At 67.4% G+C, this 14,053-nt stretch carries 15 protein-coding genes; 4 read left to right on the top strand and 11 right to left on the bottom strand.

The genetic code is table 11. The annotated features are described in order from the left end of the window. Together FA89_RS11730 and gltX are read right to left on the bottom strand one after the other, a co-directional pair. Complete coding sequence (locus tag FA89_RS11730) at positions 1-285, bottom strand: hypothetical protein (RefSeq protein WP_036140764.1); 285 nt, start codon at positions 283-285, stop codon at positions 1-3. After that, positions 278-1,681 carry a glutamate--tRNA ligase gene (gene gltX / locus FA89_RS11725; RefSeq protein ID WP_036144194.1) on the bottom strand — a complete coding sequence of 468 codons (1,404 nt, stop codon included), beginning with the start codon at positions 1,679-1,681 and terminating at the stop codon, positions 278-280. The genes FA89_RS11730 and gltX overlap by 8 nt, the downstream gene beginning before the upstream one ends. A gap of 143 nt (positions 1,682-1,824) precedes the next feature. Between gltX and FA89_RS11720 the strand changes: the two genes are divergently transcribed. Both FA89_RS11720 and FA89_RS11715 read left to right on the top strand, forming a co-directional pair. Next, on the top strand, positions 1,825-2,985 hold the full coding sequence (locus FA89_RS11720; RefSeq protein WP_036140763.1) for a glycosyltransferase family 4 protein: 1,161 nt from the start codon (positions 1,825-1,827) through the stop codon (positions 2,983-2,985). Beyond that, on the top strand, positions 2,957-3,499 hold the full coding sequence (locus FA89_RS11715; protein ID WP_036140762.1) for a phosphatase PAP2 family protein: 543 nt from the start codon (positions 2,957-2,959) through the stop codon (positions 3,497-3,499). Before FA89_RS11720 ends, FA89_RS11715 begins: the two co-directional genes overlap by 29 nt. Positions 3,500-3,503: 4 nt before the next feature. On the opposite strand, the gene accD is transcribed toward FA89_RS11715, so the two are convergent. The 5 genes from accD to truA are packed head-to-tail and all read right to left on the bottom strand — an operon-like array spanning position 3,504 to position 7,801. Next, a complete protein-coding gene (accD, locus tag FA89_RS11710) occupies positions 3,504-4,376 on the bottom strand; it encodes an acetyl-CoA carboxylase, carboxyltransferase subunit beta (RefSeq protein WP_036140761.1) in 873 nt (290 codons plus the stop codon). A 27-nt stretch (positions 4,377-4,403) separates the two neighbouring features. Next, complete coding sequence (trpA, locus tag FA89_RS11705) at positions 4,404-5,204, bottom strand: tryptophan synthase subunit alpha (protein WP_036140760.1); 801 nt, start codon at positions 5,202-5,204, stop codon at positions 4,404-4,406. Beyond that, on the bottom strand, positions 5,204-6,415 hold the full coding sequence (gene trpB, locus FA89_RS11700; protein WP_036140759.1) for a tryptophan synthase subunit beta: 1,212 nt from the start codon (positions 6,413-6,415) through the stop codon (positions 5,204-5,206). The genes trpA and trpB overlap by 1 nt, the downstream gene beginning before the upstream one ends. Before the next feature lie 13 nt (positions 6,416-6,428). After that, a complete protein-coding gene (locus FA89_RS11695; protein ID WP_036140758.1) occupies positions 6,429-7,037 on the bottom strand; it encodes a phosphoribosylanthranilate isomerase in 609 nt (202 codons plus the stop codon). Beyond that, complete coding sequence (gene truA, locus FA89_RS11690) at positions 7,034-7,801, bottom strand: tRNA pseudouridine(38-40) synthase TruA (RefSeq protein ID WP_036144191.1); 768 nt, start codon at positions 7,799-7,801, stop codon at positions 7,034-7,036. Before truA ends, FA89_RS11695 begins: the two co-directional genes overlap by 4 nt. Before the next feature lie 137 nt (positions 7,802-7,938). On the opposite strand from truA, the gene bla reads away from it, so the two are divergent. Then, a complete protein-coding gene (gene bla / locus FA89_RS11685; protein WP_240003888.1) occupies positions 7,939-9,012 on the top strand; it encodes a subclass B3 metallo-beta-lactamase in 1,074 nt (357 codons plus the stop codon). Between the two features lie 165 nt (positions 9,013-9,177). Here the strand turns inward: bla and FA89_RS11680 are convergent, their stop codons facing one another. From FA89_RS11680 to FA89_RS11675, 3 genes are read right to left on the bottom strand one after another with little or no spacing between them, the layout of a single operon-like run. Beyond that, positions 9,178-9,513: a helix-turn-helix domain-containing transcriptional regulator gene (locus FA89_RS11680; protein WP_036140757.1), complete on the bottom strand. Its 336-nt coding sequence runs from the start codon at positions 9,511-9,513 to the stop codon at positions 9,178-9,180. Positions 9,514-9,555: 42 nt separating this feature from the next. Continuing rightward, on the bottom strand, positions 9,556-9,729 hold the full coding sequence (locus FA89_RS20475; protein ID WP_221174298.1) for a hypothetical protein: 174 nt from the start codon (positions 9,727-9,729) through the stop codon (positions 9,556-9,558). 2 nt (positions 9,730-9,731) lie between these two features. Beyond that, positions 9,732-9,959: a hypothetical protein gene (locus tag FA89_RS11675; protein ID WP_221174297.1), complete on the bottom strand. Its 228-nt coding sequence runs from the start codon at positions 9,957-9,959 to the stop codon at positions 9,732-9,734. 278 nt (positions 9,960-10,237) lie between these two features. On the opposite strand from FA89_RS11675, the gene FA89_RS11670 reads away from it, so the two are divergent. After that, the gene (locus FA89_RS11670) at positions 10,238-11,266 is read left to right on the top strand and encodes a metallophosphoesterase (RefSeq protein WP_036144187.1); all 1,029 of its coding nucleotides are present in this window, start codon (positions 10,238-10,240) and stop codon (positions 11,264-11,266) included. A 69-nt stretch (positions 11,267-11,335) separates the two neighbouring features. On the opposite strand, the gene FA89_RS11665 is transcribed toward FA89_RS11670, so the two are convergent. Further along, entirely contained in the window at positions 11,336-14,032 is a 2,697-nt protein-coding gene (locus FA89_RS11665) for a FimV/HubP family polar landmark protein (protein ID WP_036140756.1), read from the bottom strand. Between the last annotated feature and the right edge of the window lie 21 nt (positions 14,033-14,053).

The following is a 14,053-nucleotide window of genomic DNA, read 5'->3' as shown; positions in this document are numbered from 1 at the left end:
TCAGCGCTTTTTCGACCCTGGGAGCGGCGGCGGCAAGCGTGGCGGCTTGCGAGGAAGGAACGGCACCACCCAGCCGAAGGGGCCCAGCACCAGCGCGGCGACGATACCGGCGACGAGGCGACCGCGCCACCAGCCGAGCGCGGCACCGACCACGATGAACACGACCTGCCACAGGATCAGTTCGCCCCATGGCACCAGCCGCATAAGGTTGGCGAAGATCGCCAGAAACGCACCGGGGGCGTCGGGGTCGACGCCCTGCATCGCCCGGGCGAGCAGTTCATCCACGGGCGCGGGCGCACGCCTCGTCGATCCGTGACAGCGCGCCGTCGCGGCCCGCCAGGTAGATGGTGTGCTCGATCGACGGCGAGACCTGGGTGCCGGTCATGGCCACGCGCAGCGGCGCGGCCACCTTGCCCATGCCCAATTCCAGCGCGGCGGCCACACGCTCGACGGCGCCATGCACCGCTTCGGGCGTCCACTCGGCAAGCGCGGCAAGTTCGGCCCTGGCCTGTTCGAGTGCCGCCACCGCGGTATCGGTGCGCAGGTGTTTTTCGACCGCCTTGTCATCCCACGCCACGATCGGGCCGTACCAGATCTTTGCGCGCTCGGCCATTTCCTTGAAGGTCTGCACGCGATCGCGCAACGCCACCACGACATCCGCGGGGCTCGGACCCTGCGAGGCGTCGATGCCGATCTTCGCCAGGTGCCAGGCCAACTCGGGACCTAGCGTGGCGGGGTCGTCGTGCTTGAGGTAATGCTGGTTCAGCCATGACAGCTTGGTGACATCGAAACGCGACGCGGCCTTGTTGACGTCGGCCACGTCGAACAGCGTTTTCATGTCGTCGACGGAGAAGATTTCCTGGTCGCCGTGCGACCAGCCCAGCCGGACCAGGTAATTGAGCAGCGCGTGCGGCAGGAAGCCGTCGTCGCGGTACTGCATGACGCTTACCGCGCCGTGGCGCTTGGACAGCTTCTGCCCGTCCGGGCCGAGGATCATGGGCAGGTGGGCGAACTCGGGCACGGGTGCGCCCAGCGCCTTGTAGATGTTGATCTGGCGCGGCGTGTTGTTGACGTGGTCGTCGCCGCGGATCACCTCGGTGATACCCATGTCGATGTCGTCGACCACCACGGCGAAGTTGTAAGTCGGGAAACCATCCGAACGGAAGATGACCAGATCGTCCAGTTCTTCGTTGGACCACTCGATGCGACCCTTGACCTTGTCGTCGAACACCACCGACCCCGTGGACGGGTTCTTGAAACGGATGACGCGGTTGGGGTCGTCGCGCAGCGGCTCGTTACGGTCGCGGTAATAGCCGTTGTAACGCGGCTTGACGCCCGCCTCCATGGCGGCGTTGCGCATGGCCTCGATCGCTTCCTTGGTTTCGTAGGCGTAATACGCCTTGCCCTCGCGCAGCAGCTGGTCGGCCACCTCGCGATAGCGATCCATGCGCTGGGTCTGGTAGTACGGACCTTCGTCGTGGCCGAGGCCCAGCCACTGCATGCCGTCGAGGATGGCCTGCACGGCCTCCTGGGTGGAGCGCTCGCGGTCGGTGTCCTCGATGCGCAGCACGAATTCCCCGCCGCGGCGACGCGATTCCAGCCAGCAATACAACGCGGTGCGGGCACCGCCGATGTGGAGGTAGCCCGTGGGGCTGGGAGCGAATCGGGTGCGGACGGTCATCGTGGGGATCATCGGGCTGACAAGACCGGGATTTTAACCGATACGCCTGGCGCGCGTCGTAACCGCGCGGTCATCTGGCCATCATGCCCGCGACATGCCCGCACGCAAGGATGGCTCAGGCTCAGGACACAAGGGGCACCGCCATGCGACTCGGCATCGTTACCGAGACCTACGCACCGGACGTGAACGGGGTTGCCCTGACCGTCCAGTCGCTGGCCCGCGGCATGCTGCGGCGGGGCCATACGGTCGACCTCATCCGTCCGATCCACCCGGATGCGCCGGCCTCGGCGGATGCCGGCATGGATGTACTGGCGGTGGAAGCCGCCGCCGTACCCCGCTACGACAGCCTACGCTTCGGCTTGCCCTCCCGCTTCCGCCTCGAACGCCGCTGGCGCTCCGATCGCCCGGACGCGATCTACGTGGCCACGGAAGGCCCGCTGGGCTGGAGCGCGGTCAGTGCCGCGCGCCGCCTGGGCATCCCCGTTGCCACCGGCTTCCATACCCGCTTCGATTTCTACGTCGGCCATTACGGCTTCGGCGCGCTGACGCCCCTGGTACGCCAGTACCTGGCTCGCTTCCACCGCCGCGCGCACGCCACGCTGGTGCCGACCGGCCATCTGGCCGCCGAACTGAACGACCTGGGCGTGCACGACGTGCGCGTGCTGCGTCGCGCGGTGGACACGCAACGCTTCCACCCGGACCGCCGCGACGACCGCCTCCGCGACGCCTGGGGCGCCGCTCCCGACGCGCCGGTGATGCTCAGCGTGGGCCGCCTCGCCCCGGAAAAGAACCTACAGGTGGTCGTCGATGCCTATCGTGCCCTGCAGCGACGCGTGCCGACGGCGCGCTGCGTGATGGTCGGCGACGGTCCGGCCCGCGCCGCACTGGAAGCCACCCATCCGGACATCGTCTTCCCCGGCACGCGCCGTGGCGACGAACTGGCGGCGTGCTACGCCAGTGCCGATCTTTTCGTGTTCCCCAGCCTCACCGAAACCTTCGGCAACGTGGTGCTGGAAGCCATGGCCTCGGGGACGCCAGTGGTCGCCTACGCCGAAGCCGCCGCGCGGGAGTTCATCCGCAACGGGCAGAACGGCATCCGCGTGGCGCCGGGCAACGAAGGCGGCCTGATCGAACGCGCCGCGGTGCTGGGTGCGGACCTGCTCGCCTGCCGTTCCATGGGCAACGCCGCACGCGCATCGTTGGCCGGTTCGTCCCCGGACTCGGTCATCGCGGAGTTCGAACTGATCATGACATCCCTGTCCGAGGAGAACGTCCATGCATCGCGTACCGCCGTCGCCGCGTAGGGCCAACCTCGACCGCCGCATGTGCGTCGCCGCCAACCGGTGGGGCGCACGCCGGGCCATCGGGATCTTCTTCGGTGCCGTCAGCCGGCTGGGCGACGGCGTGTTCTGGTACGCGCTGATGAGCGTCATCGCCCTGGTCGGCGGCTGGCACGGCGTGGCCGTGGCGCTGCAGATGGCCGTCACCGGGCTTACCGCGCTGATGCTCTACCGCGTGCTGAAGCGCTGGACGCGTCGTCCGCGACCGTTCCGCACCTGCCCCGGCGTCATCGCGCATATACCGCCCCTGGACGAGTTCAGTTTTCCTTCGGGGCACACCCTGCAGGCCGTGTCGTTCACCGTCGTGGCGGTGGCGCACTACCCGATGCTGGCACCGTTCCTGATCGGCTTCGCCGCGCTGGTCGGCGCATCGCGCGTGGTGCTGGGGCTGCATTACCCCAGCGACGTGCTGGCGGCCACCGTGATCGGTGGCGCCCTGGGTACGCTGTCGCTGTGGGCGGAGCGCGTGCTGGTCTGATCGATCAGGCGACGGCGCGCGGCGCCTTGCCGAGGATGCCGAGGACCGAGCCCAGCGTATCGCGCATCTCGCGACGGTCGACGACCATGTCGAGGGCGCCGTGTTCGACCAGGAAGTCCGGACGCTGGAAGCCTTCCGGGAGGGTCTCGCGCACGGTCTGCTCGATGACGCGAGGGCCGGCAAAGCCGATCAGGGCCTTGGGCTCGGCGACGTTGAGGTCGCCCAGCATGCCCAGGCTGGCCGAGACGCCACCGGTGGTCGGGTGGGTCAACACCGAGATGTAGGGCACGCCGGCATCGCGCATGCGCGCCAGGGCGGCCGAGGTCTTGGCCATCTGCATCAGCGAGAACAGGCCTTCCTGCATGCGCGCGCCACCCGTGGCGGCGAAGCAGACCAGCGCACTACGATCGGCCAGGGCCTTCTCGGCGGCGCGGGCGAACTTCTCACCCACCACCGAGCCCATCGAACCGCCCATGAAGGCGAATTCGAAAGCGACCGAGACCACCGGACGCTCCAGCAGGCGACCGGACATCGCGATCAGCGCTTCGCGCTCGCCGGTGGACTTCTGTGCGGCGACGACGCGGTCCTTGTACTTCTTCTGGTCCTTGAACTTCAGCGCGTCGACGGCCTCGAGCTTCGGCCACAGCTCGGTGGCGCTGCCCTCGTCGAAGAACGCATTGAGGCGCACGCGCGCCGATATGGCGTGGTGATGCCCGCACTTGGGGCACACCATCAGCGATTTCTCGAGCTCGGGTTTGTAGAGCACGGTGCCGCAACCGGCACACTTCTCCCACACACCTTCGGGCACCTTGCCCTTGCCGGCGGCCGCGCTGGGTGCGCGGGTCTTCGGCGTCATGATTTTCTGCAGCCAGTTCATGGTGGTTCTCCGAAAGGGTGGTGCGGATCAGCGCGCGTCGAGCGCGGCGCGGATGGGCGCAAGGAAATCGTGCGCGCGGCCGGCGGCATCGTCGGCAGACGCGGCGCCGGCCAGGCGATCGACCAGCGCGCTGCCGATGACCACGGCATCGGCGAAGGCCCCGATCGCCACGGCGCTGGCTGCGTCGCGCACACCGAAACCGACGGCCACCGGCGCGTTGGACCGCGCCCGGATACCGGCCACGCGCTCGGCGATGTCGCCGGTGCTGAGCTGGGCCGACCCTGTGATCCCGGCGAACGACACATAATACAGGAAGCCCGAAGCCGCCTTGCAAAGGGCGTCCAGCCGGGTTTCCACGGTCGTGGGCGAGGCCAGCACGATCTGGTGCAGCCCCGCCGCGCGCAGGGGCTCCAGGACGTGGGATTCCTCCAACGGGCAGTCCACCATCAGCAGGCCGTCGACGCCTTTCTCCGCGGCGTCCTCGGCGAACTCCGCGTAACCGTACATCTCCACCGGGTTGAGATAACCCATGAGGACGATCGGCGTCTCGTTGTCGGTCTCACGGAACGCCGCGACCCAGGCCAGCACGTTGTTCAGGCCTACGCCCTGGGCGATGGCCCGCTCGCTGGCGTGCTGGATGACCGGACCATCCGCCATGGGATCGGAGAACGGCACGCCCAGCTCGATGACGTCGGCGCCGGCGGCCACCAGCGCATGGAGCATGGGGACCACGGCGTCAGGCAGGGGATCGCCCGCGGTGACGAAGGTGATCAGGCCGGTGCGACCGGCGGCTTTCAGTGCGGCGAAACGCGTGTCGAGGCGGTTCATCAGAGCAGGATCCCCTCGCGCTCGGCGATGGTGTGTACATCCTTGTCGCCACGCCCCGAGAGGTTGGCCAGGACCAGGCCGTCCTTCGGCAGTTCACGCGCCAGCTTGATCGCCTGGGCGATGGCGTGGCTGGACTCCAGCGCCGCCAGGATGCCTTCGGTGCGAGCCAGCAGGTGGAAGGCCTCGAGGGCTTCGTCGTCGGTGACGCCGACGTATTCCGCCCGGCCGGCATCTTTCAGGAACGCGTGTTCCGGACCGACGCCGGGGTAGTCGAGGCCGGCCGAGACGGAGTGCGTCTCCACGATCTGGCCGTTGGCGTCCGACAGCACGTAGGTACGATTGCCGTGCAGCACACCGGGCTTGCCGGCCGCCAGCGAGGCGGCATGGCGACCCGTGTCGATGCCGTCGCCCGCAGCTTCGGCGCCGACGATGCGCACGTCGCGGTCGTTGAGGAAGGCGTGGAACAGCCCGATGGCGTTCGAGCCACCACCGACGCAGGCGGTGATGACGTCCGGCAGGCGACCGAACTGCTCGAGGGTCTGCTCACGCGCCTCGCGACCGGCGATGGCGTTGAAGTCGCGGACCATCTGCGGGTACGGGTGCGGGCCGGCGACGGTGCCGATGATGTAGAAGGTGTCGGTCACGTTGGTGACCCAGTCGCGCATGGCCTCGTTGAGGGCATCCTTGAGGGTCTTGGAGCCGGACGTGACCGGCACCACCTCGGCGCCGAGCAGGCGCATGCGATAGACGTTGATCTTCTGCCGCTCGATGTCCACCGCGCCCATGTAGACGATGCACTTCAGGCCCAGGCGGGCGGCCACGGTGGCGCTGGCCACGCCGTGCTGGCCGGCGCCGGTCTCGGCGATGATGCGGGTCTTGCCCATGTGCCGGGCGACCAGCGCCTGGCCCACGGTGTTGTTGATCTTGTGCGCGCCGGTGTGGTTGAGGTCCTCACGCTTGAGGATGATGCGCGCGCCACCGACGTGGCGGGTCAGGCGCTCGGCCAGGTAGACCGGGCTGGGACGGCCGACGTAATACTTGAGGTCGCGGTCGAGCTCGGCGATGAAGGCGGGATCGACACGCAGCTTCTCGTACGCCGCGGTCAGCTCGGCCAGCGGTTCCATGAGCGTCTCGGCCACGTAGATGCCGCCGTAGTCGCCAAAACGGCCGTGCGCGTCGGGGTAGGCGTGGAAATCCGTGATCTCGGTCATTGCGTTCTCGCTATCATCGTACGGCGGACATGAAGCGTTCCATCTTAGCCGCTTCCTTGATGCCCGGCGAAACCTCGATGCCGCTGGAGACATCCACCGCCCACGGCCGCGCGATGCGGATGGCGTCCGCCACATTGTCTGCGTCCAGGCCGCCGGCCAGGATCAACGGCTGCGCAAGATCCTGCGGCATGGTCGACCAGTCGAACCGCTGCCCGCTGCCGCCCTGCTCGCCCAGGCCGTGCCCGTCCAGCAGCAGCCCCGCGGCGCCGGGAAACAGGTGCAGCCGGGCCAGGGCCGGCGCACCCTCGCCCATCGCGATGGCCTTGGTATAGCGCACGCCATGGGCGGCGCACTGCGCGTCGGTTTCCGTGCCGTGGAACTGGAGCATGTCCGGGCGTACCACCCTGACCACTTCATCGATGAAGGCGGGCTCGTCATCCATCACCAACGCCACGACGCTGACATAGGGCGGCACGGCGTCGCGCAGGCGCGCCGCCGCCAGGGGATCGACGAAGCGCTTGCTCCGACGCGTCATCACCAAACCGATGGCGTCCACGCCGAGGCGTACAGCCAGTTGCACGTCGTCGATGCGGGTCAGGCCGCAGAACTTGATCCGGGTCATAGCGTCACTTCCCGTGGAAGCCCCCAGTGGGCTTCATAAAGCGGACCGAGGAAGGTCAGGCCTTCCGCGGGCGCGGTGGCACCGGCCACCTCGCGGTCGCGGCCGGCCAGCAGCTCGGCCATCCAGCCGACGGCTTCCTCGCCGCGGCCGATCCGCAGCAAGGACCCGACGATGTTGCGGACCATGTGATGCAGGAAGGCATTGGCCTCGATCTCCACCACCACGTGGATATCCTCGCGGAACACCCGGATGGCGCGCACGTTGCGCCGTGCATGCGCGGCCTGGCAGGAAATGGCACGGAACGCCGTGAAGTCGTGCTCACCCACGATCGCCTGCGCCGCCTCGTGCATGGCCTCCGCATCGATCTGCCGCCGCTCCCAGGCGACGAACCGCGCGTCCAGCGCGGGGCGCACGAAGCGCGGCAGGATGCGATAGCGATAGCGACGGGCCCGCGCCGAGAAACGCGCATGGAAGTCATCGGCCACCGGCTGCGCCCAGGTGACCGCGACGCTGTGCGGCAGGTTGGAGCACGCACCGAGTATCCAGCCGCGCATGTCGCGCACCACCTCGGTATCGAAATGGACCACCTGGCAGCGCCCGTGCACGCCGGCATCCGTGCGGCCGGCCGCGGTGACCTCCACCGGCGCGTGGGCAACGAAGCCGAGCGCCTTCTCCAGCGCACCCTGCACGGTCTTCGCATGGCTGAGCCGCTGCCAGCCGAAGAAATCGGTGCCGTCGTATTCGACGCCAAGGGCGATGCGCATGAGAAGGAGGTCGGGGCCGTGGAAACCGCCAAGGGTACCATTCGCGCGCCAGGCGGTGCGTTCGGGGGCGTAGGGACACACCCACGCCGACCCGGGGTTGCCACAATCACGCCTCCGGGAGGCCCCGTGCGGCCCGCATGCTCGCAGCGGACTACCGATCACGCAGGCCTTACCCCATGGCATCGTTAACCTACACACGCCTCCTTTGCGCCCTACTCGTCCCGATAGCCTTCGCCTGTACCGCGGCGCCAGCCAGCGACGCCGCCCGGGGCGAAGCGACCGCACGACCCGCGACGACGGCATCGAACGCGTCGTACCGGATGTCCACGGACCTGCGCCGGAACATCGCCGCAAGCCCATCATGGACCGCGCCGCAGAAGCCCTTCCGCATCTACGGCAATACGTGGTTTGTCGGCCCCAGGGGTCTGGGCGTTTTCCTCATTGCGTCGCCTGCAGGACACATCCTGATCGACGGGGGCGTGCCGGGCGATGCTGCCCTGATCGAGGCGAACCTGCGCCAACTAGGCATACGCCTGCACGACATCAAATGGATACTCAACACGCACGCGCACTCCGACCATGCAGGCGACCTGGCCCGATTGGCCGCCGATACGGGCGCACAGGTGATCGCCAACACGGCCGATGCCGCCTTGTTGGAACGTGGCGGTACCGACGATCCCCAGTACGGTGACCGGTTCGCTTTCCCGCCCGTGCGCGTGGACCGAACGGTCGTGGACGGCGACGTGCTGCACCTGGGCGACCTGACGGTAACGGCCCACGCGACACCTGGCCATACCAAGGGCAACACGACCTGGACATGGACGTCCTGCGAGGGAAAGCGCTGTCTTGCCGTGGTCGACGTGGGCAGCCTTTCCGCCCCAGGCTTCCATCTGGTAGGAAATGCCCGATATCCCGACATCGTCCGGGATTTCGAACACAGCTTTGCCGTCGTCGCCGACCTGCCCTGCGATATCCCCATCGCCCCGCATCCGGAGATGGTCGATTTCTGGGAACGCGTCGCAAAGCGCAAGCAAGACGGCACGGACGCCATGATCGACCCCGCCGGCTGCCGCGCCTATGCCACCGACGCACGGCAAAACTTCGAGGCCGAACTGGCCACCCAACAAAAGTCCATGCCGGCCGCCCAACAAAAACCCGGACTGGCCACCCACCAAACGCCCGGACTGACTACCCAACAAATGCCCAGGTAGGAGCGGACGATGTCCGCGAACCCTCAAGGCATCCGCCACGAAAGAAGCCCTCCACAACATCAACGCAGGCGTCTCACACCGCAACACGAAGCCAGCTCTTCAGACAACGAGTCTCACCCACGTCTCCGTTTGGTCGTCATGAAGATCAACCTGGTCCACCCAGCTTCAGGCGACGAGAGGCTCAGCGCTTACATGCACCAATGCCCGCGCATGGATCGTGGCCTTCACAAGTTCGGCAAAAATGCCGGACAGTACATTCATGCTCGGATTGCCGCGAGGCGAAAGCATCCGATGTAACGATTTGGACGGCGTTCCCGTGGCCTGGGCGAGGGTTTCGAACCCGACCAATCCATGGGTGAGGTCACGCATGAGGAGGCGTGCAGCCTCGGCTTCACCATTCACCATGAGTGCCATGGCTTCGTCAAGAAGCGCGCTTGCGAATTCAGGATCTTCTTTGATGCGATTCGCGATGGTTTCGCGATAGTCTACTGTCAGTGCCATAAAGGCTCCTTGATCAGGATGTTCATACCGTCATTTGGACGGCTATTTTTTCTTGCCGGCTTTGCTGGTTTTATTTCCTACGTGTTTGCTGGCAATTTTTTCTGCTGATCTGACCCACTTCGTAGCTGCTTTTTTGCGCACTTTATATTCCGCGGCCAGCGCCGCCGCCGCATTGACTGCAGCAGACTGATCGCCTTTGTCGCTGCCACCGAGCATAACTACGAGCCGGTCACCGTCCTGGTGTACATAAAGGCGAATTCCAGGACCCCAATCGTTTTCCACTCAGCCAACGCATTGCCAATGCCTTTGAGATTTGAGGTATTGCCCGCCGCCATACGGGCAACGGCCGTGGCCGCTTTGGCGGCGGCAGGCGCGGTGAGGCTGTTGAACCATTCACGGTAATAGTTGCGCCCGTCGTCTGCGACGTATTCCTGAATTGTGACCATCCACCAATCCTTTGTTCAGGAGGATATGGTGCCATATATGTTACCATAAGGCAAACGCAACGCATGTGTAGGAGCGGACGATGTCCGCGAACCCTCAAGGCATCCGCCACGAAGGAAGCCCTGCACAACATCGACTCAGGCGTCTGCACCCGAAAAACGAATACATCGTGCAACGCGGCGAGGATGGTACCTTCCGCCGGCATGCCAGCGACGACATCGCATGCACCGGCAAGCGCATCTCCACCACGTCCCCATCGCAACAACACAGAAGGCAAGCCATGGCGCTCATAGGAAAGCTGTTCGACGGACCGCTCGACCTGATCGGCGATGTGCACGGCGAAATCGAGGCACTGCATCAGCTTCTTTCCCGCATGGGCTACGACGCACAGGGCCACCACCCCGAGGGGCGACGCCTCGTCTTCGTCGGTGACCTGTGCGACCGCGGCCCGGACAGCCCCGCCGTGCTCGACCTGGTTGGCGCGCTGGTCGCCGCGGGACGTGCGCAATGCGTACTCGGCAATCACGAGCTGAATATCCTGCGGGGCTCACGCAAGGAAGGAAACGGCTGGTTCTTCGAGGACAACCACGACCGCGACGAAGGCAAGTTCCTCACCTCGACCGATGCGGATGCCGGTAGGCGGAGCGACTACCTGTCCTTTTTCGGCGACCTGCCCATCGCCCTCGAAAGCCCGGAACTACGTGTCGTGCATGCCTGCTGGAACGAAACGTCCGTGCAGGAGATCAAGACAGCGACCGTCGACACCGTGGCCGACCTGTTCACGGTGGCTGACGACGCCGCGGAAGCGCGGCTGGTGAGCAGTGGCCTGCTCGTCGCGGCCGACAACGACGCGAAGCACATCGGCGACTCCCTTCGCGACCCGGATGCCGCCATGAGCATGCTCCACGGCATGGCGCAGGTCGACGAGATCCGCCAGATGGGCAACCCCGTTCGCGTGCTGACCTCCGGCGTGGAGCGGATCGGCGAGGCGCCTTTCTTCAGCAGCGGAAAATGGCGGATGGTCGAGCGGGCCGCCTGGTGGAACGATTATCGCGGCACCGTGCCCGTCGTCATCGGCCACTACTGGCGCTGGCCGGTGTCGGTGGACAGGCGCGCCTTCGGCAAGGGCGGCAAGGATCTGTTCGAAGGGGTTCCCTTCGACGAGGCGCTGGGGCCCGACCGCAACGTCTATTGCATCGACTATTCGGTGGGCCGACGATTCCAGGAGCGCATGGCGGCGCAAGCCTTCCTGACCCGGCTGGGCGCCCTTCGCTGGCCGGAACGCGAACTCGTGTTCGACCGGACATAAGTGCCCTGACACGAAACGACGAAGGTCCCGGTGCACGCACCGGGGCCTTCGCAGGGGCGAACCCCCGGATCAGACGATGTCGTCGAGGATCCGCTTGGCCGTGTCCTTCTGCATCTGCGTACCTTCGGCGATCACCTCGTCGAGCATCATGCGGGCGCCTTCGGCGTCGCCCATGTCGAGGTAGGCACGGGCCAGGTCGAGCTTGGTGTCGACCGGGTCGTCGCTGAAGTTGTCGCGCACGTGATCCGTGAGCGGCTCCTCGTCGGGGAACGTCGGGAAGGCCGGCGGCTCGTCGAAGCGGGGCTCGTCCAGACGATGCTCGTCGGGACGCCCTTCATCGAAGCGGGGCTCGTCGAATCGCGGCTGCTCTGCGTGATGTTCGTGCCCTTCGACCAGCGTATCGGCGCGGTGCGACTCGTCGAGCGGTGCAGGCACCTCGGCCAGCCCGTCGCGATCCTCGTCGAACGACCAGCTCGGCGCGGGTTCCTCGTGCGCGCGGGTCTGCTCGCCCAGGATATCGCCGAAGGTGGAGGCCGGCGGCACGTGCCGCTCGTCGGCCGCATCGGTGTCGTGGTGTGCCGCGTCGTGCAGCGGCGCCTCGTTGTACGGCGATTCGGGCGCGTCCACGTCGAAGACATCGGGCGCGTTGGCGCGATGCTCGGCCTCGGCGCGCTGGACCGGCGTCAGGTCGAAGTTGAAGTGGTACTCGCTATGCTTCTGCGGCTCGGGACGCAGCGGCAACTCGTCGTCTTCCGGGCTGGTCACGTAGTGACCCAGGTCGAATTCCTCGAGCGCGGCGACCTCGTCGGCGGTGTGGGGCGAGCCGGCGGTATAGGTGTCGTACGGCTCGTCGATCTCGTCCACCGGGACGCCACCGAACAGCGGATGGGTGGGCGCAAGATCCTCACCCATGGTCACCACCTCGCGCCACTCCGGCTGATCCGGGTCGGCGACGTGGGCGAACATGGCTTCGGCGGCGGCCTCGAAATGGTCGACGTCGCGGCGGCGGTAGTACAGGCTGACCAGTTCCAGGTGCAGGCCGATGTCGTCCGGATGCTCGGCCAGGACGTCGAGGATCTCGCGCTGGTCGGGGTCGATCGCATCGTTGTGGCCGTACTCGCCGAAGGTCGGTTCCTGCTGGCCGAACCGGTCGGCCAGCGAGGCCGGTGTCGCCTCTTCCGGCTTCGGCTTGCGACGGCCGAACACGGCTGCCACCAGAAGCAGCAGGATGACGACGGCGCCGCCACCCCACGCCCAGGGCTGCATGTACCAGGGATTGTCGTCGACCTGCACGGGCGTCACGCCGGCGGGTTTCGGGACCGGCGTCGCGGCCGGTGCGGTGTTCGCGGCATCCTTCAGCGGCGCGGTGGCCACCGTGGCGGCCGGCGCCGCCGATGCGGGCCGGGCCGGGCCGGACGATGCGGGCGTCGCCGGCGAGGTCGCTACGGCCGGTGCCGTCGCGGCGGGCGAGGCAGCGGCGGGTGCCGCGACCGGCGGCTGCGCGGACGCAGGCGTCGGCTTCGCGGCGGCGGTAGCTGCCGGGGCCGCCTGATCGCCCCCCTTGCGCGCGTCGGCCAGCTTGCGCTGGAGCTCGGCGATCTCGGCGTCCTTCAGGCTGAGCAGCCGCTGGTTCTTGGTATTGATCGCCTCGAGATCGCTGACGCGGGAGGTGAGCTCGGCGCCCTGCTGCTTGAGCGAGGCGACGTTTTCCTGCTGGGTGGTCAGCGCCTGCTTCAGGCCGGCCACCTGCGCGTCTCCCTTGCCGTCGCGGGTGCCGGCGCGCGTGGATGCCGCTTCACCGCCATCCTTCGACGGGACGATGGCAAGGCGGTCGTTGGCGGGAGTCGTGGCCTTGCCGGTGTCCTGCGTGGCACCGGTGGCCGCGCCATCGGCGACGACAGACGGCTTACGAGCCGAGCCGGCGCGCCATGCCTCGTTCTGGCGACGCACCTCGGCCAGCGCGGACGCCGCGGACTGGGCCTGGACATCTTCCGGTGACGGCACGCGCAACACCGCGCCGGTTTTCAGCGCATTGATGTTGTCGCGATAGAACGCATCAGGATTGGCCTTGTGCAGGGCCAGCAGCATCTGGTTCATGTCGCCGCCGCCGGCATGGTCCCGCGCGATGGCGGACAGGCTCTGGCCCCGCTGCACCGGACCGTAGGAGCCGCCGGCGGCCGGCGCCGCACGCGGGGACGAGCGCGTCGGCGCACTGTCCGGCGCGGCAGACGGCGCTGCGGCGGCGGACGGTGCCGCGGCTTCACTGCGCGATGGACGGGGCTGGGCGGCTTCGGCCGTGCGCGAGGGCACCTCGGAGGTACGCGACGGACGCGCCGTGGGCGTCGGCGCACCGACGGACGGCGCGGAGATCGGGGTGCCCGGCGGGTCCAGCAGCATGGTGACCTCGCGGACCACCTTGTTGCCGCCCGTGTACACCTCGACGAGGAAATCGAGATAGGTGTCGCGCACGGGCGCGCCACTGGTCACGCGGATGACGGGTTGGCCACCGGCGTTGCGGGCCACGGTGAAGTTGAGCGCGACAGGCAGGCCCTCGCGGCTGAGGCCGGCGCGGGAGAAAGCCTCGTCGGAGGCCAGGGCGACATGAACGCTGTCGAGGCTACCCGACACGCCGCTCAGCGGGATTTCCGCGACCAGCGGCTGTTCCATGGTGGAGCGCATCTGGACCGGGCCCAGGTTCTGCGCCCATGCCTGGCCGCCTCCCGTGAGTAGCGCCAGCATGATCGACAGCTTCAACGTACGGTTCATTACGACTTCCCCCGAACTAAA

It is taken from the genome of Luteibacter sp. 9135, assembly GCF_000745005.1.
Taxonomy (GTDB): Bacteria; Pseudomonadota; Gammaproteobacteria; order Xanthomonadales; family Rhodanobacteraceae; genus Luteibacter.
The sequence above is the reverse complement of the archived record's forward strand: the minus strand, read 5'-3'. Positions and strand labels throughout refer to the sequence as shown.

Coding starts and splice junctions, on each gene's coding strand:
- accD (WP_036140761.1), bottom strand. CDS start 4,376: ATGAACTGGCTGCAGAAAATCATGACGCCGAAGACCCGCGCACCCAGC.
- FA89_RS11720 (WP_036140763.1), top strand. CDS start 1,825: ATGCGACTCGGCATCGTTACCGAGACCTACGCACCGGACGTGAACGGG.
- FA89_RS11680 (WP_036140757.1), bottom strand. CDS start 9,513: ATGGCACTGACAGTAGACTATCGCGAAACCATCGCGAATCGCATCAAA.
- trpA (WP_036140760.1), bottom strand. CDS start 5,204: ATGAACCGCCTCGACACGCGTTTCGCCGCACTGAAAGCCGCCGGTCGC.
- truA (WP_036144191.1), bottom strand. CDS start 7,801: ATGCGCATCGCCCTTGGCGTCGAATACGACGGCACCGATTTCTTCGGC.
- FA89_RS11670 (WP_036144187.1), top strand. CDS start 10,238: ATGGCGCTCATAGGAAAGCTGTTCGACGGACCGCTCGACCTGATCGGC.
- FA89_RS11665 (WP_036140756.1), bottom strand. CDS start 14,032: ATGAACCGTACGTTGAAGCTGTCGATCATGCTGGCGCTACTCACGGGA.
- FA89_RS11715 (WP_036140762.1), top strand. CDS start 2,957: ATGCATCGCGTACCGCCGTCGCCGCGTAGGGCCAACCTCGACCGCCGC.
- gltX (WP_036144194.1), bottom strand. CDS start 1,681: ATGACCGTCCGCACCCGATTCGCTCCCAGCCCCACGGGCTACCTCCAC.
- FA89_RS11675 (WP_221174297.1), bottom strand. CDS start 9,959: ATGGTCACAATTCAGGAATACGTCGCAGACGACGGGCGCAACTATTAC.
- bla (WP_240003888.1), top strand. CDS start 7,939: ATGCTCGCAGCGGACTACCGATCACGCAGGCCTTACCCCATGGCATCG.
- trpB (WP_036140759.1), bottom strand. CDS start 6,415: ATGACCGAGATCACGGATTTCCACGCCTACCCCGACGCGCACGGCCGT.
- FA89_RS20475 (WP_221174298.1), bottom strand. CDS start 9,729: ATGCTCGGTGGCAGCGACAAAGGCGATCAGTCTGCTGCAGTCAATGCG.
- FA89_RS11695 (WP_036140758.1), bottom strand. CDS start 7,037: ATGACCCGGATCAAGTTCTGCGGCCTGACCCGCATCGACGACGTGCAA.